The sequence below is a fragment of the Parabacteroides sp. AM58-2XD genome, assembly GCF_003463685.1.
Classification (GTDB): domain Bacteria; phylum Bacteroidota; class Bacteroidia; order Bacteroidales; family Tannerellaceae; genus Parabacteroides; species Parabacteroides segnis.
Genome location: NZ_QSDP01000064.1, coordinates 1 through 21,019, shown reverse-complemented (window position 1 = coordinate 21,019; position 21,019 = coordinate 1). Strand labels below are relative to the sequence as shown.

General features: G+C 40.5%; 15 protein-coding genes and 1 pseudogene. 3 read left to right on the top strand and 13 right to left on the bottom strand.

Annotated features, from left to right (window positions below; genetic code table 11):
* Positions 1-39 precede the first annotated feature (39 nt).
* Positions 40-2,496 carry a CoA-disulfide reductase gene (locus tag DXA15_RS15720; RefSeq protein ID WP_128134631.1) on the top strand — a complete coding sequence of 819 codons (2,457 nt, stop codon included), beginning with the start codon at positions 40-42 and terminating at the stop codon, positions 2,494-2,496.
* Positions 2,497-2,637: 141 nt separating this feature from the next.
* Here DXA15_RS15720 and DXA15_RS15715 read toward each other — a convergent pair whose 3' ends face one another.
* From DXA15_RS15715 to DXA15_RS15680, 8 genes and pseudogenes are all read right to left on the bottom strand, one after another.
* A complete protein-coding gene (locus tag DXA15_RS15715; protein WP_128134630.1) occupies positions 2,638-3,930 on the bottom strand; it encodes a DUF3472 domain-containing protein in 1,293 nt (430 codons plus the stop codon).
* Between the two features lie 96 nt (positions 3,931-4,026).
* The gene (gene serS, locus DXA15_RS15710; RefSeq protein ID WP_007657816.1) at positions 4,027-5,301 is read right to left on the bottom strand and encodes a serine--tRNA ligase; all 1,275 of its coding nucleotides are present in this window, start codon (positions 5,299-5,301) and stop codon (positions 4,027-4,029) included.
* Positions 5,302-5,380: 79 nt separating this feature from the next.
* Positions 5,381-5,914, bottom strand: a complete 534-nt coding sequence (locus DXA15_RS15705) for a C40 family peptidase (RefSeq protein WP_128134629.1) — start codon at positions 5,912-5,914, stop codon at positions 5,381-5,383.
* A gap of 23 nt (positions 5,915-5,937) precedes the next feature.
* On the bottom strand, positions 5,938-7,155 hold the full coding sequence (locus DXA15_RS15700) for an ATP-binding protein (RefSeq protein ID WP_128134628.1): 1,218 nt from the start codon (positions 7,153-7,155) through the stop codon (positions 5,938-5,940).
* Between the two features lie 120 nt (positions 7,156-7,275).
* A pseudogene (locus tag DXA15_RS15695) lies at positions 7,276-7,458 on the bottom strand (DUF1848 family protein); the annotation flags it as partial.
* A 153-nt stretch (positions 7,459-7,611) separates the two neighbouring features.
* Positions 7,612-8,019 (bottom strand): DoxX family membrane protein, encoded by a 408-nt coding sequence (locus DXA15_RS15690; protein ID WP_128134626.1) that lies wholly within the window; start codon positions 8,017-8,019, stop codon positions 7,612-7,614.
* Positions 8,020-8,254: 235 nt separating this feature from the next.
* Positions 8,255-10,636, bottom strand: a complete 2,382-nt coding sequence (locus tag DXA15_RS15685) for an ABC transporter permease (RefSeq protein WP_128134625.1) — start codon at positions 10,634-10,636, stop codon at positions 8,255-8,257.
* 12 nt (positions 10,637-10,648) lie between these two features.
* Positions 10,649-11,347: an ABC transporter ATP-binding protein gene (locus DXA15_RS15680; protein WP_128134624.1), complete on the bottom strand. Its 699-nt coding sequence runs from the start codon at positions 11,345-11,347 to the stop codon at positions 10,649-10,651.
* A 214-nt stretch (positions 11,348-11,561) separates the two neighbouring features.
* On the opposite strand from DXA15_RS15680, the gene DXA15_RS15675 reads away from it, so the two are divergent.
* Complete coding sequence (locus DXA15_RS15675; protein ID WP_007657810.1) at positions 11,562-12,914, top strand: sigma-54 dependent transcriptional regulator; 1,353 nt, start codon at positions 11,562-11,564, stop codon at positions 12,912-12,914.
* Positions 12,911-14,131, top strand: a complete 1,221-nt coding sequence (locus DXA15_RS15670) for a PAS domain-containing sensor histidine kinase (RefSeq protein WP_128134623.1) — start codon at positions 12,911-12,913, stop codon at positions 14,129-14,131. The genes DXA15_RS15675 and DXA15_RS15670 overlap by 4 nt, the downstream gene beginning before the upstream one ends.
* A 216-nt stretch (positions 14,132-14,347) precedes the next feature.
* Here the strand turns inward: DXA15_RS15670 and DXA15_RS15665 are convergent, their stop codons facing one another.
* The 5 genes from DXA15_RS15665 to DXA15_RS15645 form a co-directional block, all read right to left on the bottom strand.
* The gene (locus DXA15_RS15665; RefSeq protein ID WP_128134622.1) at positions 14,348-15,118 is read right to left on the bottom strand and encodes a DUF4384 domain-containing protein; all 771 of its coding nucleotides are present in this window, start codon (positions 15,116-15,118) and stop codon (positions 14,348-14,350) included.
* A gap of 39 nt (positions 15,119-15,157) precedes the next feature.
* Positions 15,158-15,865, bottom strand: a complete 708-nt coding sequence (locus DXA15_RS15660) for a hypothetical protein (RefSeq protein ID WP_128134621.1) — start codon at positions 15,863-15,865, stop codon at positions 15,158-15,160.
* A gap of 76 nt (positions 15,866-15,941) precedes the next feature.
* Positions 15,942-17,366, bottom strand: coding sequence for a hypothetical protein (locus DXA15_RS15655; RefSeq protein WP_128134620.1), 1,425 nt, complete (start codon positions 17,364-17,366; stop codon positions 15,942-15,944).
* Between the two features lie 15 nt (positions 17,367-17,381).
* Entirely contained in the window at positions 17,382-18,824 is a 1,443-nt protein-coding gene (locus DXA15_RS15650) for a caspase family protein (RefSeq protein WP_128134619.1), read from the bottom strand.
* Positions 18,825-18,836: 12 nt separating this feature from the next.
* Complete coding sequence (locus DXA15_RS15645; protein WP_128134618.1) at positions 18,837-20,981, bottom strand: SUMF1/EgtB/PvdO family nonheme iron enzyme; 2,145 nt, start codon at positions 20,979-20,981, stop codon at positions 18,837-18,839.
* Positions 20,982-21,019 lie beyond the last annotated feature (38 nt).

Sequence of the window (21,019 nt, the reverse complement as noted above, 5' to 3'; positions counted from 1 at the left end):
ATTAGAAAATATGTATAATAACAATAATAAAAAAGTAAGATGAAATATTTAGTAATCGGAGGAGTAGCCGGTGGAGCAACAGCCGCCGCACGTCTGAGAAGAATGGACGAAAATGCAGACATTATCCTGTTTGAACGGGGCAAATATGTATCATACGCCAATTGCGGACTACCTTATTATATCGGTGGTGTCATTGCAGAGCGTGATAAACTGTTCGTGCAAACCGCCGAAGGTTTTACTGCCCGTTTCAATATTGATATACGGACCGAACAGGAAGTAACCGTTATCCATCCCAAAGAAAAAAACGTAGAAGTGAAGAATCTCCGCACCGGACAGTCTTATACCGAAAGCTATGACAAACTGGTACTCTCTCCGGGAGCCGAACCTTTGCGTCCCGGCATCGAAGGTATCGACAGCAAAAAGATATTCACCCTACGCAACGTACCCGATACCGATACGATCAAAAAGTATATAGACCGGGAGCATCCCCGCCATGCAGTAGTGGTAGGCGGCGGATTCATCGGACTCGAAATGGCCGAAAACCTGCACGACCAGGGTATTGATATCGCCGTTGTCGAGATGGCTAACCAGGTAATGGCTCCGCTCGATTATTCAATGGCCGCTATCGTACATCAGCAACTGATTGAAAAAAAGGTAGACCTGCGTCTGGAAGACGGCGTATTACGTTTTGAAGAGACAGACGGAGGTATCATCGTCCACCTGAAGAGCGGCAAACAGATTCCGACAGACCTGGTTATCCTCAGTATCGGTGTACGCCCTGAAACAAAGCTGGCCAAAGAAGCCGGACTGGCCATCGGAACCCTGGGAGGAATTGCCGTAAACGATTATATGCAGACCTCTGACCCGGACATTTATGCCCTGGGAGATGCTGTCGAAGTGCTCAATCCGGTAACAGGCAAACCGGCTTTAATCCCGCTGGCTGGTCCGGCGAACAAACAAGGACGTATCGTAGCCGATAATATCGTATTCGGCAATCGCGAAACTTATAAAGGTACGATAGGCACTTCTATTGCCAAAGTATTTGATATTACGGTCGCTGCCGCCGGTGCCAATGCCAAGTTACTGAAACGGGAAGGCATCCCCTATCAGTCATCATACACCCACTCGGCTTCTCATGCCGGTTATTATCCGGGAGCCGTTCCGATGTCTATAAAAATAGTATTCTCACCGGACAACGGACAGTTATACGGTGCCCAGATTGTCGGATTCGACGGAGTAGACAAACGAATCGAAATGCTTGCCCAGGTAATACAACGCAAAGGAACAGTCTACGACCTGACCGAACTGGAACAGGCCTACGCACCTCCTTATTCGTCAGCCAAAGACCCCGTCAATATGGCTGGTTATGTAGCAGAGAATATCCTTACCAAAAAAGTCGAAACCATTAACTGGCGCGACATAGCACAGTTGGGCAGCAATACCCTGTTGGTCGATGTACGCACTGCCGACGAATATAACCTGGGTTCCATACCGGGAGCTATCAATATCCCAGTCGACGAACTGCGCAACCGCCTGCCGGAAGTGCCAACCGACAGACCAATCGTAGTGACTTGTGCCATCGGATTGCGCGGATATCTGGCTTACCGCATTTTGGTTCAGCATGGTTATAAAAATGTAAAGAACCTGTCGGGAGGTTTCAAAACATGGAGTGTAGCAACAGCTGGAATAGCTTCCAAACAAACAGAAGGTAATTTCCAAACAGCGAAGACACCAAAAGCGTCTACCGCCTCCGCATCTTCTTCTCCCTCACAACAGACTATCCGGATTGATGCCTGCGGTCTTCAATGTCCCGGTCCTGTCATGCAGCTGAAAAAACATTACGCTGAAATAAATACAGGCGACCGTCTTCTGATAACCGCCACCGACCAGGGATTCGGGAAAGATGTAGCCGCCTGGTGCAATATGACCGGAGCACAGCTGGTCGGAGTTGAGAATAAATCGGGAGTCATCCATGCCACAATCGAAAAAGGCGAACCTAAAAGTTCCTGTAAAATGGTGAACGGTGCGGACAACAAGACGTTGATTGTATTCAGTGACGACCTGGATAAGGCCCTTGCCTCCTTCGTTATTGCCAACGGAGCCGCCTCGACCGGCAAGAAAGTAACCATGTTCTTCACTTTCTGGGGACTGAATGTCATCAAGAAACGGCAGAAACCGTCTGTTTCAAAAGATATATTCGGCAAAATGTTCGGCTGGATGCTTCCCGCCCACAGCGGTAAACTGAAACTGTCGAAAATGAATATGGGTGGTGCCGGAAGTTGGATGATGCGCCTCATCATGAAGAAAAAGCATATCGACAGCCTGGAAAGCCTCATCGCTCAAGCCGCAGAGAACGGTGTCGAAATGATAGCCTGCACCATGAGTATGGATGTGATGGGTGTCAAAAAGGAGGAACTGATGGACAATGTCACGCTTGGCGGAGTAGCCACTTATCTTGAACGGGCGGAAGATGCAAATGTAAACCTGTTCATCTAACATTCCGGTTATTTTCCAAAGGATATATACCCCATAAAAAAAGCATATATGTTTTGCGTTTAAAACATATATGCTTTGCTTACAAAAGTCCCTTATTTTGATTTCAAAGGTCCTATGCTTTTTATCTTGACAAATAAGCCTCTATTTCAGGGGTAATGTCGTTACGTCAACATCCGGAGCAGTTCCGTTCGACTGACGTGTAAAAACAGATTTGAACTCTGTATTATCATTGAAGAAACCGCCGTTACGGAGGAAGAACATATTATCTTCCACCCCACCGGCATAATCCTGGCGGACACCGGCACGGGCAGTGGCATCATAAGTGAACATGCCTTCGATAAGCTCTTTCCACTCTCCTTTAGCCGTACGGGCCCATTGGTTTCCAAAATGCACGCTACGTTCCAGATAACCTTGGCCGGGCATAAAGTTTTCAAGGAAAGAATGTGCTCCGGTGTACCATACGTTTGTCTGCGGCCGCAGAAAACCGGCTATCAACCGCCACTCGCCTTCTTCAGGAGCAAAGAACCAGGCATAATAGGCCGTATTCCCTTTACCGTCCGGATGAACACGGGTAATGACACGATAAGTTTGTCCGGCTTTCCATGGGTATTTCAGATAACTCTGTCCCCCCGATCCTTCATTGCCGAACTCTCCGATATGTACATCTTTTCCCTGCGCCAGCAGCTTGATGCGGTGGTCTTCCGGTATCGCTTTCGGGTCGTCCGTTTCAAATGGGCTCCATACGGAAAACAAGACACGGCGTTCCGTATCGCTATTCGCCTGGATACCGCAATAACCTTCACCGAAACCATTCGTCATAAAGTAACTGCCAATCTTATCTTCTCCCTCCGGAACCGTTATTTCATTGTAGAAATATTCGACCGATTCTTCCGGCAATGTATATTTCATATGTACGGAAGGTCCGCGCATTCCCCAGTAAGGTTCAAAGTTACGCACAAAATAAAGAGGTTCCTGCGCAGCCGGCCCGTCTATCAGCAGTTCGGAGATATTGGCAAACTGAGCGCCTTCTTTCTTTTCTCCCTGCAAATCCACACGGATATACCCCGGTTCCGTAACGGATACCTTCCCTACCGGAATAACCGTTTCCTCTGCTTCAGTCACTTTTACGGTAAAGCTTTTTCCTCCGAAAGTAACCTTTACAGTCGACGGTCCGTCTGCCGCTTTCCCTTTCAGGAAAAGATTCAAATCACCGGGCTGGCTGGTTTTAAACCACGCCGACAGGACGGCATCCGTCCCCGTCCACGATTTGATACCATCGGTCGAAACCTTCGCACTCTCTTTTCCGGCAGTCACATAAGTGTTTCCGCCTAACGGAACCGATACCGCCTCAGCCGACAGTTCCATCGGTTTACTCTGGCAACTGCACATCAGGACAGCTATGCCGAACAGGATAATTTGTTTAATCTTATTCATTCTTATTTTAGATTTAAAGCAAAAACGGGACAGAAGTAAACCTCGCTACTTTCTGTCCCGTTTTTCTATTTATTGTCCGTAGATAAACTAAGGTAATTATTTAATCATATCGAAACCTGTATAAGGAATCAACGCTTTCGGAATGCGGATACCTTCAGGTGTCTGATTGTTTTCAAGCAATGCAGCAACGATACGCGGCAAAGCCAAAGCACTTCCGTTCAGCGTATGGCACAGTTGTGTCTTTTTGTTCTCATCACGATAACGGCATTTCAGACGGTTAGCCTGATAATTATCGAAATTGGAAACAGAACTTACTTCCAACCAACGTTTCTGAGCTTCCGAATATACTTCGAAGTCGAAGCAAAGAGCGGCAGTGAAACTCATGTCGCCACCACACAGACGCAGGATACGGTACGGAAGTTCCAGCTTCTGGAGCAGACCTTCCACGTGGTCCAGCATTTCCTGATGAGACTGCTTAGAATGTTCCGGTTTGTCGATACGAACCAGTTCCACTTTAGAGAATTCGTGCAGACGGTTCAAACCGCGTACATCTTTACCATAAGAACCGGCTTCGCGACGGAAACATTGTGTATAGGCACAGTTCTTGATAGGCAACTGTTTCTCATCAATAATCACATCACGGTAGATATTGGTGACCGGCACTTCGGCAGTCGGTATCAGATAAAGGTCGTCCACTTCGCAATGGTACATCTGTCCTTCCTTATCCGGAAGCTGACCGGTACCGAAGCCGGAAGCGGCATTTACCACGGTCGGCGGCATGATTTCCATATAACCGGATTTGCGTGCCTCATCCAGGAAGAAGTTTATCAAAGCACGCTGCAACTGAGCGCCCTGTCCTTTATAAACCGGAAAACCGGCACCTGTAATCTTCACACCCAGGTCGAAGTCAATCAAATCATATTTTTTAGCCAATTCCCAATGAGGCAGTGCATCCTTCGGCAGTTCTGTTTCCATACCGCCCATTTTTTCTACCACATTGTCTTCAGCAGCAACGCCTTCGGGCACTTCATCGTAAGGCACATTCGGAATTGTATAAAGCAGGTTCTGCATCTCTTCCGCAGCCTGATCCATTTCAGCCTGAATACCCTTGCTCAGTTCCTTGATTTCGGCAACACGCTTTTTAGCAGCTTCGGCTTCTTCTTTTTTGCCTTCTTTCATCAGGCCACCGATTGCTTTCGACAGCGAGTTAACCTCTGCCAGGTTTGTATCTAATTGATTCTGTGTACTACGTCTTTTATCGTTCAGTTCAATCACCTTAGCGATGCTTTCTTTTGCACCCTTAAAGTGTTTCTTCTCCAGACCACGAATCACGCGGTCTGTTTCTTCCGTAATCATTTTAAGCGTCAACATACTTGCTCTATGTTTATTTATTTTGAAATGCAAAGATACATAAAAAAGCAACTTCCGCTCAGATGTTTACAAAAATATCTCACTTCACCCGTCCTCCCGTTATCCAGCTCCGGGTATAATAGGGTTCGCTCAAGCTGCTGACCATTACTCCCCTGGAAGTACTGGTATGGATAAACTTCCCGTTCTTCAGATAAATTCCTACATGGTTAGGCGTCTTTTTCTTGCCTCCTCCTGTTTTAAAAAACACCAAATCGCCTTCCTGCAATTTGCCGCGGCTGACCTTCTTACAATTATATTTCAGCATATCCGCCGACGAACGTGCCAACTGTTTTCCATAAACCTCGCGAAACACAATCGCTACAAACCCGGAACAATCCACGCCCCGCTTGGTACTTCCTCCCATCCGGTGAGGTGTCCCCAGCCATTTCGCCCCTTCATTATAAAGAAAGATATTATCATCCGGCGTAATACGCACACCATATAAACGTGACAATTCTTTCGGCCCTTTAAAATCAGCCGGAAGCGCCACACGTTTCTTACTGCCGCAGGATGTCAGGACCAGTACAAACAGATACAGCCAAAGATATGATATAATGAAATTCTTGCGCGTCATAGATTATGCATTAAAAATGTATATTAAAGTTTTTCACTCAACAGGAAGTCAGCTATATAACAATGTTTCACCCCCTCTATATTTTCCCGGAAAAAGTCATCCATACTTACCACATATTTGGGATAATGGTCACTGATAGACAGTAACGGAGCAAACTCCCGTTCAATGGTAGCAGAAGATGATAGCTGATAAGTAACCTGTACATATATTTTCTCATCACGAAGAATGGCCACAAAATCAACTTCTTTATCATCTTGCTTACCCACATAAACATCGTATCCCCTACGCCTTAATTCCAGATAAACCAGATTTTCCAACAGACCAGCAATCATCCGGTCTTTATATCCCATCACTGCATAAATCAACGACAAATCACTGACAAAATATTTTTCATTCGTTTGTAAAACATCTTTCCCTTTTACATCATAACGAGGTACACGCTGAATAATAAATGCACTTTCCAATGCATTCAAATAATTATAGACCGTATTTAAATCCACCTTACGATGCTGACTTTTGAAATAATCTGCTATATTCTTCGCATTCAGTTTATTACCAATATTATCAAATGCAAATTTCACAATGCGTTCCAGCAGCTCAATATTTCGGATATTATTCCTTTGAACTGTATCACGCAGAATCACAGAAGAATAGATATCGTATACTATTCTATAAATAGCGTCATACGTATAATCAGCCGTATGAATAGCCGGAAAACCACCGGAACGAAGATATTTAATAAATTCCTCTTTCATATTCACATCATGCCCTCCTAAAACAATATCATGAAAACGAAGATATTCTTTAAAAGAAAGTGTCATGATATGAAAACTCACATAACGGCCGGTAAGATAAGTTGCAAGCTCCGAAGACAACATATTTGAATTGGAACCCGTAACATAGACATCAGAGTTAAAATCAACCAAAAAGGAATTAACGGCTTTCTCCCACTCCGCAACAACCTGTATCTCATCCAATAAGATATAATAGGTATCCTTATCCTCAATACGGGAACGGATATAACTATACAATATCTTTGAATCTTGTATATCTATCCATTCAAAACTTTCAAAATTCATATAAATAATATGGTCTTCAAGTACTCCGCGTCGCAGCAGTTCATCCTTCAACAAACGCAGAATAACAGATTTGCCGCTTCGCCGGATACCGGTCATAACCTTAACAAAAGGTTTATTTATGAATGGCTCTATTTGTTCTCTATATGAATCTCTACTTATCATGTGAATAGTTTTTAGGGATATAACCACAAAGATAATAGATTTTCCAAAAGTTTTTAGGGTTATAACCCTAAAAAACTATACAATACTACAACTTTATTAAGGGTATAACCACAAACACCATCACATTCCAACGATTGATTCAAAGTAAGGATTCAGTTTGTGCCGGTTATAATTAGCTTCCGCTATCATTTTCGAAGAGTTTGCATAACAATACTCACATTTATGCGGACAGGTATTGTAGATGCCAATATCTTTACTGGCTATGCATCCGCAAAACAATCTTTGTCCCTTATCCTTGTTCGAAGGATTACTCTTTCCTCCAAAAAGTTCCAATTGAACATTCTCGGGATGATAGCCGATAAAATACAATTGTTTTTAGTTACAAATACAACTGTTTTTGTTTCTAAATACAATTGTATTTGTATTCAAATACTTAAGTTTTATGATAATAGCAACCTATTTACTATTCTTATAGAGCAAGAACGAACATGCGGATGCCGTAAATACACTATAATCCAATGGTGCTTTCAAACTCGAGAAGAACATCATTGAAAACGCAAACGTCAATAATAGAAAACCACTGAGAAGAGCTACTATACGTTTCTGGTAACCGATAATCAGCAACACTCCGAAAACAACTTCTGCAATAGTGACCAACCAAGCCAATACCGGTAAAACTTGTTTCGATGCCCACGGAACTAAAACTCCGGTATACGCAATAAAGTTACCCATATTACCCCAAACTATATTTTCACTTCCCAATACAGGAGTCCACCATCCAAAACGATCAGCCACCGCAGACAAAAAACTCATAGCAATAGCTATGCGTGCAAACAAAGCAAAATAATCTGTTTTTATATTCATGCCGATTATGCATTAGTTCTGTAAAATGAAAGATAGTTTGTTTAATAATTTAACCAAACAGATATATAAAATGTTTCGAATATTTGCTTTCTGTAGTTGAAAGATTATTTCAACTACTGACCACCACTATTTATTGATTATCAGCTATAAGCATAATTTTTAAATGTAAAAACATAGGCAAATAAACAATAGAGACTATATCCAAAGTCTGTACTTACTTTCTCTTGGATACAAATTACTCCGTCTTTATAGACTTCACCGGATTGTTGAGAGCCGCTCTTAACGATTGGAAACTAACCGTCAGCAAAGCAATCAGGGTTATCAGCAAGGCCACTCCTGCAAAAATATCCCAACCGAGTGTAATCCGGTAGGCATAATCCTTCAGGTAGTGGTTAGCGGCATATAAAGATACAGGAATACCTATTACAAAAGAAATAAGTAAAAGTACCATATACGCCTTTCCCAACAAAAATAGTATATCTATTATTCTAGCCCCCAATACTTTGCGGACACCGATTTCCTTTGTTCGCTGTTCGGCAGAAAAGGCACTTAATCCCAGTAACCCCAAACAGGAGATAAAAATTGCCAGCATGGCAAATAAGGCAGACAGCTTTTCTACCAGATGTTCATCCTCAAACATATCATCGAAACGGTCGGTCATAAAGGTCGGCTCAAACGCATGATACGGTGTAAAAGAACGCAATACCGTCTGTACCCGCCCTATCGCTTCATACGTATCGATATCCGGTTTCAGACGAACAAACAATATATACGTTCTTTGAGGATCATAGAAAAACAAAGCAGACGCCGGCTCAAGTGTATAAAAATCATCGAACACGAAATCTTTCATAATACCAACTATCTCCCATTTGTGATCAGGCGACTGGCCGATTTGTCCTCCTACACGGCCTTCCCTTCCCATTCTTTTTGCCAGAGTTTCATTGATAAGGATTCCTGCCCCTCCCTTATTATTTTTCTTAGCCGGATCGATATCCGTTCCGTCAAGCAGTTTTATCCCGGCAGCATCTATCAAACCTTCCGACACAAAATTAAAAGAAATATAGGCATCATCTTCCGGATCTTTTCCATTCCAATACCAGGGATTGGTACGCATACTCGATTTCAGAATCGGACTGGCTGAAAACCCGCAATTTTCTACTACACCGGTATTGATCAGCTCATTCCGCACAGCCGAAGACGCATTGCACAATTCTTCGGTGGCCGGAAAACTTACCAGATTTTCTTTTTTTATACCGATATCCCGTTTTTGTACCAGCTGTATCTGAAGATAAATAACGAAAGTACTACAAATCAGGATAAATGCCATCGTAAATTGAAAGATAACCAACCCCTGACGTATCCATGCGGCACTTCCCCCTTTACTCACTTTCTGCATTTTCAACGTAGTCAACGGATTGAAAGAGGACAGATACAACGCTGGATAGCTACCGGCCAGAAAAGTACAAAACAATCCGATCGCCACCAGTCCGGTCACAATCGTCGGATCGAGCAGACTAAAGGATAATTGAACGCCTATAAATTCATTAAACCAGGGAAGACTCAACCAGATCAATCCGACCGACAGCAAAAGAGCTATCGATGTTATCAACCCCGATTCTACCAGAAATTGCCGGATCAGGTGTTTTCGTTTGGTTCCGAAGGTTTTCCGTACTCCGACTTCCAACGCCCGTTTTTGGGAACGTGCAGTCGATAGATTCATAAAATTGATACAGGCAATCAAGAGTATCAACACTCCGATCAGAAAGAAAAGGGAGACAGTCTTTATGTAGCCGCCACCAGTTTCCACCCCATCTTTAAACTGACCGTATAAAAGCATTTTATTAAGAGGATAAAGGAATATCTGAATGCTCTCACAAGCCGGCCCGGCTTTACGAAAAGCGAGTCCTTTCAGTTTCTCATTCAACTGCCCCAGATCCACTCCCGGTTCCAACTCGACATAAGTTTGCAGCCAGGAAGCCCCCCATTCGTTTACATTAAAAACATTTTTCATTTCCTCTACGAAGACACGAAAAGGTATCAGCCATTCAAATTGGAACGAAGTATTACCGGGCATATCCTCAAAGACTCCCGTTACTTGATATATAACTCCTTCATGAATCAGTCCCTTTCCTATCGGATCTTCTTCGTTATATATCTTTCGAGCCATCGACCGGCTGAGGACAATGGAATATTGCGGTTCGAAAGCGGAAGAGACATCACCACTTATGAACTTCATACCGATCAGATTAAAGAGAGTGGAATCGGCATAAGCTCCCTTTTCTTCAAAAGAGTCCGTTGTATTTTCCGGGACAAAAACGACTGTCTGAGCATTATATCTGCTACAACTCTTCACTTCCGGAAATTCGTCCTCCAAAACTTTTGACAGCATAGAATTTGATTCGAAGCTTGTTATACATTCATTCGAGACAGGAAAATAATGAGATGCACTGACATATATATTTCGGGAGTTAGGGATTGCTTTGTTGAAATTTACTTTACTTTCCACCCAGAGAAAGATAAGTGCAGCCGAAGTAATTCCGATTGCCAGTCCCAAGATATTCAAGAAACTATATATTTTGTTCCGGAAAATAATCCGGAGAGATCTTCTTATATTCATTGTGTAAGTTTTTTAGTTTGCGGTATAAGCTAATTCTTTCAGGAAATTTTCCGAAACAGGTTTCCCATCCAGCATATGAATAATCCGGTGGCTGTAACGGGCATCGTGTTCACTGTGTGTTACCATAACGATTGTGGTTCCGGCATCATTGAGCATAGTCAGCAGATCCATTATTTCCAGGCCGTTACGACTATCCAGATTTCCGGTTGGTTCATCTGCAAGGATCAGTTTCGGATCATTGACAACCGCCCGGGCAATCGCCACACGCTGCTGTTGTCCGCCCGAAAGCTGCGACGGGAAATAGTTACGGCGATGATTGAGAAGGACGCTTTTCAAGGCTTTCTCTACTTTCATTTTGCGAAGGGAGGCTTTCATTCCGCAATTTTCCAACGGCAATTCGATATTCTCAAATACAGTTAACTCTTCTATCAGATTGAAATTCTGGAAAACAAAACCGATATTCTCCCTTCGCAAATCGCAACGTTTGTCTTCATTTAATCCAATAATCTCAACCCCATTAAAAAGATAGGAACCCGAATCAGGATCATCAAGCAATCCCAGTATATTCAGTAAAGTAGACTTTCCACATCCCGACGGTCCCATAATAGCAACAAACTCATGTTCCTTTACATGAAGCGACATATTATCCAGAGCAATTGTCTCCACCTCTTCCGTCCTGTAGACTTTCCTCAAATCATTTATTCTAATCATAGTCTTATGAATAATTTAGCATGTTACATATAAATCCGGAACAATTGATATGCCAAAACAGCAATCCCCAATATATTAACCCATTAACAAAACGACCGCCCTTGAATAGTGTCCATAAACGGACACCTCATGTATGCCAATGGACAAAAAACAGGAACGACTTGGGCATTCACTTCATTCTTGATATATTTGCAACCTACTAACAAGAGTAATTATGAACTTACACCAGGCAAATATACTGATTGTTGATGATGATAAAGACGTTCTGACCGCCGTACGTTTTTTGCTGAAGATGGAAGTGAAAACAATACTGACAGAAACGAACCCGGACAACATTCATAAGCTGGTCACAGAGAATGACTTAGACATTATTTTGTTGGATATGAACTTCAGAAGCTCCATCAACACCGGCAACGAAGGTCTGTTCTGGCTGAAGGAAATAAAAAAACGAAAACCTTCCCTATCAGTCATTATGATTACAGCCTATGCAGATATAGACCTGGCCATCAAAAGCCTGAAAGAAGGAGCCGCAGACTTTATCGTCAAACCCTGGCATAACGAGCATCTGCTGAATATCCTGTCGGAGACACTTCGGAAACAGGCAACTCCGGACAGTAAAGAGAAAACAAATAAAAGAAATACTGATATAGAGATTATCGGAAACTCGGAAAGCATGCAGCTTTTGTTCCATAAATTGCAAAAGATAGCACCTACCGATGCAAACATATTGATCCTGGGAGAAAACGGAACAGGAAAAGATCTTGTTGCCCGCTACATCTATCAGTCATCCCTTCGCCGGAATCAGCCATTTGTAAAAGTAGACGTAGGTTCCCTAACGGAAACCCTTTTCGAGAGCGAACTTTTCGGACATAAAAAGGGAGCATTTACAGATGCGCGTGAAGATCGTACCGGTCTAATCGAGGCGGCAGACAAAGGTACACTTTTCCTGGATGAAATCGGAAATATAACTTTGCAACAGCAGGCCAAACTGCTGACCGTGCTGCAAAACCGTGAAGTGACCCGCCTCGGAGCCAATACCCCAATGCCGGTAGATATCCGTCTGCTGTCAGCAACCAACCTGCCATTACGGGAATTAGCCAACGAAGCAAAGTTTCGTAAAGACTTGATTTACCGAATCAATACAGTAGAAATAACCGTACCGCCTCTACGTGAACGAGGCGAAGATATTATCCTGCTGGCAGAACATTTCTTGAAAATGTATGAAAAAAAGTATTTCAAACAAAAGTTCCGTTTAGCCGACTCAGCCAAAAAGAAACTGATGCTGTATCATTACCCCGGCAATGTGCGCGAACTGCAATACACCATAGAAAGAGGCGTTATCATGGCCGACAGCGATGTGCTGAAAGCGGAAGACATCACCTTCTCTCCCTTGGAGCAACAGGAAGAAAATGCCCAACCGATACCGACACATAATCTGGATGATCTGGAAAAGACAGCCATCGAACAGGTTATTCAAAAACATAACGGAAACATATCGCAAGCGGCAAAAGAACTGGGATTAACCCGGGGAGCCTTATACCGCCGGTTAGAAAAACACGGACTATGACGATCGCCCTATCCATCCTAATAGTTACACTTCTGCTATATATAATATATGTACGCAGGAAAACAAAACAGGATATCGACGAATTTGCCGAGTCCATCATTAACAGAGATTTTTCAAGGAAATCCTCCCGGTTCCAGTCTATCGCGGATGCCTTTCTGAATCTGGCGGCCGAGAAAGAAGCGCAACAGCATTACCTGAAAGAGATGCTGGAACTGGTCGATACAGGTATCCTCGCCTATGATGTGGAAACCCATGAATCACTATGGATGAATGACTCTTTTACTACCCTGCTCAACATTCCCCATATCAAGAACATCAACTGGCTGAAAAAGCAAAACGAAAACCTTTTCAATGAACTGCTCGATATCCCGGTAAACAAAAGTACCCTGATAACGATCCATGCCCGGAGGCAAACCATCAAAACAATGACAAACGCTTCCGTCTTTCAAACCGGAGGGAAAACCTACAAACTGATTGCATTCCATAATGTAAGCGCAACGATGGAAGAAGTCGAATCGGGTGCCTGGAAAGGATTACTCAATGTAATGACTCATGAGATAATGAATTCTATCGTTCCCGTCTCATCCCTCTCGGATACGCTCAGAAGAAAAATACATACATTGAAAGAAAATGTATCCGAACCGTCTACTACGGATCTGGAAGATATGGAACTGGCGATGGATACAATTCACCGGAGAAGTGAAGGCCTACTGCGCTTTGCTGAAACCTATCGCAATCTAAGCCAAAAGATAGTACCTGATATGAAATCATATAATCTCTATGACTTGCTGAGTTCTGTTCATTCCCTGATGAATCCTTCCCTTCAACAAAAAGGGATCGCTTTCACGCTAAAGACAAACGCTCCTGAAGTCACCGCCTTTATGGACAGGGATTTGATAGAACAGGTTATCATCAACTTCATAACCAATGCCACCTATGCCACAAGTGAAAAAGAGAATCCGCAAATACATCTTTTCTCAGGGTTTGACTCAGAAGGACATCCTTACATCACCGTTGCCGATAATGGCAGGGGCATCCCCGATTCAATCCGCGACAAGATTTTCATTCCATTTTTCAGTACCAAGAAAAACGGCAACGGTATCGGTCTGAGCATTTCCCGGGAAATCGTCAAACTGCATAACGGAAAGCTGCACGTACAAAGCCAAGAGAAAGAAGGAAGTGCCTTCACCATCCTATTCAGTAAGAAGGATGAGTAAGTTTCATCCAACCGATAGAAAAAACAGTCCGCATAAAAAGCCTCATCTCTTCCCATCCAACAAAAATACACGAAATAAGCAACAGCCAACACTTTAAAGTGTCAGAATCATTTTTCATTTTGTAGTCGGAACATTTACCAGATTTCACAGACACATGATATATGATTCTATTCCTTTGTTTTTTAAGAGAAGGAATAATCCAAAGGAAGGCTGTTGCTAATGTATGATATGAATATTATAAAATTTAAGGATTCTTTGATCAGAAGGAACCGACAATACCCATTGATGAAAATCTTCTAACGTCATCTTCCTTGTATAAGGAACGTCCTTTTTGGTCAAAATAAAAATAACAGAAATACTTTCAATAGGTTCTTGTGTTTCTTTTCTGATTTTGTAATCTTGCGTAATAGGGAAAAAATTATGTTCATTAAAGCATAGTTGTTGAGATGGTTCAGCCGGATTAGGATACACAATATTTCCTTTTCCTGCTTCATCAAACCAAAACACATGAACATAACAAGTTTTGGTAGGGCGAATGCTAAATGAAAAATTTTCACCATCTTGATAAGGAACTTCCTTTATTCCTTCAATATAAGCATCAAACTCCAAATCTCGTTTATTTTCTCTAATTCGGATAACCGCATCTATATCAACAGTATAAAACAGATGTTTCTCTTCTGTGAGAATCTGTTCTTTCACAATTTTAAAATTCGTTATCTCTCCAGAAAACTCAGAGCTACTTGAACTAACAAAATGATTTAAGCGATCTGATATAGAGCTCGTATTCATAACCGCAAAAAATTCCGATATGCCTGCATTTTGAAGAGCATTGTTCTTTGCATCTTCTATGGCTTTACTTCTTGCTGCTTCAGGTGTAATATTTGCTATTTCCCAACATCCCGTAGCATGAACCCTTTTGGTTTGTGCAAAAAGGGTCGAGACAGAAAGAGCAAACAAAATAAACAGAATAGATAGTATTTTATGCATATCAGAATTAATTGGATTATCTACAAAACTAATGCTTTTTTACTCTTGTTGCAAATTTGTATTATTGGTTGATATAATTTGTTTGATTCCTGTCAAATTATCCAATTTGTCATGCAAATGTTCGGCTTCTTGTTCCAAATTACGATGGATACTTTTGATTGCCACATCTGTTGCAGCTTTAGAACTATAAGAAAGACAAACCATTACTTCCACATTTTTATTACTCAAATCTCTATAAATCTCAATCTCTTTCGCAACACGTCCTAGATCTGCAATGATTAATTCTTTACTTGCTTGTACTGCCTTGTTGATTGCAACGGCTTCCTCACTTGTTAATTCTTTATTAGAAACACTGCTTTCTATAAGTGAACTGATATTGGAACTCATTAATCCAGCCAGTTCAACTTTAGCCTGATGATTTGCTTGCATCTTTGCCGAACTGACATTACCTCCAATCACTCTTGAATTGGCAACAAGGTATGCCGGTAATCCTGATTCATCTGTTGTGACAGATTTTATCCATGCATTTTCAATTTGTTTTTCTAAAGGAATACCACCAATAAATGTCTTGAATCCCTCTTTTTTGTACGTTTTTGCTTCTTTTCTTGCTTGTTTGATAGCTGTCTGTTTTAATTCTTTCCGAAGTTCGGATTTAGGTTGTGTTGGGTTACTTGGTTGTTTGCTACTACCACATCCCATAAAAAAAGTGCACAGACTGAATAAGATAAATACATACTTTGTTCTCATTTTGATTATATTTTAAATTGTTATTTGTTCTATTATCTGCTTCAATATGAATTTGTGACATTCGAACATGAAAAAATTAGTCCAATATGTAGATCTGGGCTTTTTGTTCCTTATAACGTGGTATTGATTGCCCTACTTTTGCATGTAAGTATGTCGGATCGCAAATAATATATTTTTCACCTTCCACATTGACGAAGTCACCGGAAACAGGTCTGTTAAACTTGACTGCTGTTGTTACATGGTCTGGATAATCCAATAGAACAACCTGCAATCCCAAAAAACGTCTGACTAGTTGTGAGAACAAAACAGATCTGTCCTCACAATCGGAAAAAGGGTAGTAAAACAGTTCTTCCGCAAAGAAAAACTTTTCATACCCAAACTGTTGCAGGTCGTTTTTGTATTCAAACGAGGTCTGCACGAACTGCAAAAGATAATTCACCGCTTCTTGTTCTGTCTTATCCGATAATTGGGGTAACAATTCTTTCTCAAGACTTTTTCGTGTTATGTTGGAAAGCGGAGTATTGGCATAAACCGAAATCTCAGTTTGCGGATACGTCTGAAACAGATCAATCAGATTTTTGTTTATGTTGATGCTATATTCCTTATCTCCGACATGACATTGTTTGGCATGCAATGATAAAGATAACCTGAAAGGCCTCTGGGCATGCAAATTTATGTGTTTGATCGTATTGGGATAATCAATTGTATAGGAATATATACCTCCATCTGTATTTGTGTCTTCCAATATATAATATTTTTCACCATCAAAATTAATAAAAGGTTTTCCATAGACCGTTGTCTGAAAAGGGACAAGATGAGTGAGTCTGTTGTTACATCTGCCAATCTTCATCCGAAATCCCAACTGATTCATAATGAATATAGAAAAAATCGTTTGTTCGTTTCTTCTTCCAGGATAAAATTTTTCCGTGATTCGACTTAATAATTGGAACATTCCCCAATCATTCAAATTCATATCGTTTTTGTAAAAAAGTAATGTGTTGATCAATTCCGTATAAGGTGAATCGGATAATTGTTCCCATACAGATGCTATTGTCTTCTCATCAAGGTTCGTCAAAAAATATTTGTATTCGGGAAAATAAAGGAACTGTAGCTCCGAACCATAATATGAGACCATTGTTTTCTGTCCTTTTTCTTTGTTTGAAATAGGCGCATCCCACAAATTGACATCTTCCGATGAAGCTTTTTGGCGAATGATGCTATCTATCTCCAATTCCAAAGTAGAATCGCTTTCTTCCGGTGCAATTTGTACATCCATCTGTGGAATCGGTTTCTTGGGAACTGGAATCGGGTGATTTGTTTGGAACTTGATCCAGTTTTCTTCTATCGATTTAATAAAAACTTTATTGATAGAGTCATTATAAACCACATATTGTTGATGCATCTCATTCTTGAATGTATCAAACTGTTCCTGAAATGTATTTTGTCCGTAGGAGGCCACGGATAGGATTGATACGATACTGATGGCTAAGAACTGTTTCATTGAATTTACTTTTGATTATTCCTTTATTAGTTTCCAGTTTTTCCAAACTTCAGAAATAGCTCTCGAAGTTTGCACTTGAGGTGTCTGCATCTTCCGGTTTACGTCGAATGCATGAGACTTTACGTTGTTGATCAGATAGGTAGCCAAATCAGCATAAGATGTTGTCCCCTTGCTTTCCTGTAACTTTTTTAACAGGAAATAGGTAAACATCCTATGTTGCTTTTCTTCATAAGGATAAGCAATTTCCGCATCGGTAGTTGCGCTGAAGACAACCAAATTACCGTTTAAGATTTCTTTACGTGGAGTAACTTCTATACCCGCCCCATCTACTAATGCTGTCAAAGCTCCTTCATCACTTTTCCCACTAAAACAAGCATCCAAGAATACTGTAGCGGAAAGGGCTCGCATATCGGCTAAATCCCGATATAGGTTTTCGGCTTTTAAAGCGGCTTGTAGCGTTGTCGAACTACAATCTACCGGTAAAAGGTGCATACCATTTGTCTTGATATCAGACATTCCATGACCGGAAAAATAAAATACGATATGTACATTCCCGTTTTTTGCCTTGACTGCGTTTTTCAGGAATTGAATGGATGTCAGCATATCGCCATAGGTCGCATCTGTTTTGCTGAATATGTTCCGGGATGGGATACCTAATGTATTGATACAATATTGGTAGAAAATCTTGGCATCATTACTTGAAAACCGAGTTTGAGATTCGTAATGATAATGTTCATTACCAATGATAACGGCATAGGTTTCATCATTCGTAATTCCAGTTTTCGGTATCTGCATATCAACGTCAGACAAGTTATTTGTGGGTTGTTGAGCAACCTGCCGGTATCGATTCTCTATATTTAGCTCTCTCAACTTGGTTAATTCCGGATCATACGAAATATTTAAATGTGCATACGTGTTCTGTGCACGACTATCATAAACAGCCTGTTGTCCATTAGGTAGTGTGAAAGTCAATTTGTCCAAACCGATATAATTGTCAGAAAAATAGAAATCAGGTTGGCTGACTTTTACTGAATCAAAATAGGAGATGAATTCTCTGGCTGTTTTCCCTCGCGGGACTTTTACGGTCAATTGTCCGAATTGCTCGGAACGAATCAGAAAACATTCATTATCCGGGTCGTAGTCTCCTTCAATATGAAACTGGTTCCAATTAATTGTTTCTGCATATTTTTTCTTATAAATGGCTAATGCTTCGTTTTCCCATTTCGTTATTTGGCTGAGGCGATTTTCATCGCTTGTCCGTTCTTTATATTGTTGTGTCGATTCTTCGTACCGATCCCATTTAAGCCAAGTTTGTAGGCGAGGTTCAACATAGGAACGGACGTAGGTTTCTACGGGGACGCGGTACTGGAGAGGGGCACTAACTTGAGCACACTCATTTTGTGCTATACCTTTATTCCACAAATTAAAAATAATCAATATTTGAATAAGACGTTTCATATTAATCTGATTTTATTTATCTAAAACTAACCTAAACCCAACACTATTAGAATAAATTCCATTTGGATTAAATGAGCTTCGTGTTGTTATTCCTCCCCATCCCCATCCTTTAACTACTTTTTCTGTACCCGTAGATGGTCCTTGAGGGTTGTGCGTATTGGATATTATTAATGGAGACGAATACCAGTCAGAACAAAATTCTCCTACATTTCCAGTCATATCATAAATACCCAATTCATTCGGTTGCTTTTGCCCAACAAAAACAGTTGTTTGAGCTTTCACAACAGGCCAACCTACATCTTTAAAAGCATTACTACCACTATAAGCATATCCTTTGCTTTTATTTCCACCACGAGCAGCATATTCCCATTCAGCTTCAGTGGGTAAACGATATTTTTTATCTGTAAGATTATTCAATTTATCTATAAACTCTTGAGCATCATTCCAGGATATCATTTCAATCGGTAAATCATCACCTTGAAATTCAGAAGATTTTTTCCCCATTACATCAAACCACTGTTTCTGAGTAACTTCATATTTCCCAATATAATAGCTATCTAATGTTACAAGCTTCTCATTATTTAATAAAAAACTACCACCTTCTACCTCAATCATTGGTATTTGAGGTATTTTAGTTTGAGATGATTCTTTTATTTTATAATTAACTATAATCCTATATGAAATGTATTGATCATATTTAATAGTTAGAATAGCTATTTTATCTCTGGATGTATAGTTATAATCTAAAGTTATATAACAATGATCTCCTGAATATCCAGATTCATTTTCAAGTTTACACCAGGTAGTATCATTAATAGAGGCAGTCCAAAAACCTGGACAAAGAATATCCATTCCCATTCTTGATATATACGTACCTGCAGATACTCCACAAACATAACCTCCAATAGGATTATTTTTCATATCTTGTACTACCAAGTGTTGCCTTGTCCCAGTCTGATCTTTTATTGTTATTTTGGCAATTCTACATTTTGAACTATTATTAGGAGCGATTTCATAATAAATTATACTATTTCCTCTCCCTGTAGGTGTTTGAATTTTACACCAGTCTTGATCAGATGTTACAGTCCATGAAGAATTTGCTGTTATTGTAAAATAACAAGATTGATCTCCTTCTGGTTCTACACAACTTGCTAATGAAGAAAGAGTAAACTGACCTTCCGGATTGAGATTTTCTGCTTGTTCTAATGTAATAGATTCTATTTTATCTAAATACTGAATTTTTATATTTGCATATCGCTTACTTCCTAAAACATTTTCCTGTACCAAAATATTGATACCTTTGTTGTCATTTCCTGATTGAATATCGATTGTACACCAATCCTGATCACAACTAATCTCCCAATCAATATTTTTAGCTTCAATTTCAAACTGGAATGTTCCACCTTCTGCTGGAGCCTTTATCGTTGTTGTTGAAACTTTTAGATATTGTTCATTTGTTTGGAACGATTTTATTTCTCCATAATGAATTGTTCCATTTTTGTATTTGGCATAGGCCTTATAGTAATAAGTCGTTCCCGAATCCAATTCTTTAACTTCAAAGCTGAAATTATTACCGGATGGACTTATATTTGAGACTGTCTGAAGATTATCTTTGCATAATTCGTCTGTTGAATATAGAATACCAACTTCACTCAGATTAGTTCCTTCAAAACTCAAGGACAGAATTGCTGTTTCTGTAGTTATCCCAGTTGCATCACCGGTTTTTACGGAAGGCGAAAGTGTTATAAAGTTTTTTATCTCACCAAACATCTGATTCCCCTTTTTGTCTTCTGCAAAAACTTTATAGAAGTATTCCTTTCCCTGTTCAAGTCCATTCAAAGAAACAGAGATTTCACCGTTTGCCTTTTCTGCATATTGTATTTGGGCATTCGATAATCCTTTTTCCGTACCATACATCACTCCTGCTTTGTTCGCATTTCCAGTTAAAGAAAATTGAATGATAGAAGAAGTATAGTTGATAGAACTACTTTTGATATTATTTATAGCAATAGGATCGGAAGGAATAGGTTCCTTTTCACAACTAAACAATATAATATTTAAGAATAGTAATATACTAGATACAAAAAGACTTCTCATATTATCAATATTATTATTGTTGAATTTTCTATTTATATATAATCTCTGCATGATCATCATGATAAGCCTCTATAACCGTTGATGCCTGAATCATTTCA